Annotated in this window: 1 protein-coding gene; it reads right to left on the reverse strand. The window is 46.9% G+C overall.

Translation table 11 applies throughout. The features are described 5' to 3' along the window. The coding region (locus tag ACTIE0_RS24140) for a HEAT repeat domain-containing protein (RefSeq protein WP_439517029.1) at nucleotides 1-1,823 on the reverse strand (1,823 nt) is incomplete at both ends.

The raw sequence follows: 1,823 nt of genomic DNA on the forward strand, positions 1-1,823 counted from the left end.
GCGATTTCCCGTTCGCGGGTTTCGTCAGCGAGGAGGTCGGCGTTGAGGCAATACAGGGGCAGGTGTTGCAGGGATTCGCAGGTGAGGGGAGAGGCGAAAGAGGGTTCGCCGCTATGGGGGGAGGTGGGGGGATTGTGCCATGCTTGGTAAAATTCGGGATAGGGCAGATTTTCGGCACAATTCCAGAGGACGTTGTAGGATGGATGGAATCGTTTAAAGTTGTTTTGGTCAACTCCATCGCTGAGGTTGTGTTTTAAGGCGGTGACAACCCCTGCATATTGTTGGGGGGTAGTGAGGATTTTTGGCAGACTCAAAGCTAACCGCCAGCGGGTATCTTCATCCTCAGTAGTTTCTATAAGTTTAACCAAAACAGCGATCGCCTCGGGATTCCCTGGGTTGATTTCCCCTAAACTCTGAGCCGCCCACATCCTGTTTTTTTCATCCTCAGTGGTGGTGATAACATTGACCAACCCAGCGATCGCTTTACAATTTCCCGGGTCAATCCTCCCTAAACTCGCCGCCACACGCCAACGGATATCTTCAGACTCAGTGTTTGCGATAATGTTCTGCAAATTAGCGATCGCCTCGGGATTTCTTTGTCCGATTTTTTCTAAGGTCTCAGCCGCCATCCAACGGATATCTTTAGACTTAGTGTTTGCCATTATTTTGACCAAACCAGAGATGGCTTGAGGATTTCCCTGTCCGATTTTCTCTAGCAACAAAACCGCATCCAGCCGGGTATATCCAGACGGACTGGTTTCGATAACTTCGAGTAAATCCGCAATTTCTTGAGAGTTTACTGTGTTAATTTTATCTGGGCTCTCAGACGCTTGCCGCGAGGTATCTTTATCCCCGTTGGAGATTCTAATTGTGTTCCAAGGGCAAACTTTAGCATTTTTGGGATCAATTTTTTTTAAAATCAACATTGCCTGCATCCGGGTATCTTCATCTGGGCAATTATCAATAATTGCACTCAGTTCTGTAATCGTCAGCCGTCGAATGGTCTCATGTATCGCCTTTCTTGCCCCTTCTTCAACCGCTGCGCGAAAAGTCATCCATTTTGGCTTCTGAATGTCGAACTCACTCAACCCCCACTGCACCACCGGTCGCACAATTTCATCTACTAGAGAACAAGTTTTAAACTCATTAATCGCAGCAGCAGCTAGAAAATAGGATTGATATTCATAAAAACCTCTACCATTGTGATGTTCTAATTCGGTCAATCCATCCTCAAACTTAATCAACGCCCGAATAAACGCCTCCTTCTCCTCATCCCCAACATCCTCACGCCCCAACCACAACAAAATCACCTGCTTCCACTGCTTCTCAAAAATCCGATACCGCTTCCCCGCCACCGGACAGTCAACATGATCCTTCGGCAGAAAATAATCCCAATCCTCCACCGCCAACGCCGCAAAATACTCCTGAAACGTCGCATGATAAAACGTATAGACTTTTTCGCGGCGACTTTCCGCCGCCACCCCCACCTCATTCAACCAGCCCAACTTTAACGCTCTGGATAACAGAGAACTTTTAGCCTTCGGTTTACCCAAGTATTGACACACCAACCGATGGGTTAACCGAAAGCGACTTACCTCACCATCGAGGGATACTTTTGCCAACTCTCCTAAAGTTGCATTCAAATCATCCTTTATCTGATCTATTAATTTATCCTTTTGCTCATTTGTTAATTGAGCCTTTTCCTCATCTGTTAATAAAAATTCTTCTCCCTTCCACTCATACATCGACTCCACAAACCCCCCATACAAGTCCGCCATCGTTTCCGGTAGCGCATCCTCCACCTTCCAAGTCGCACATAACAA

It is taken from the genome of Limnospira sp. (assembly GCF_051859755.1).
GTDB classification, from domain to species: Bacteria; Cyanobacteriota; Cyanobacteriia; order Cyanobacteriales; family Microcoleaceae; genus Limnospira; species Limnospira fusiformis.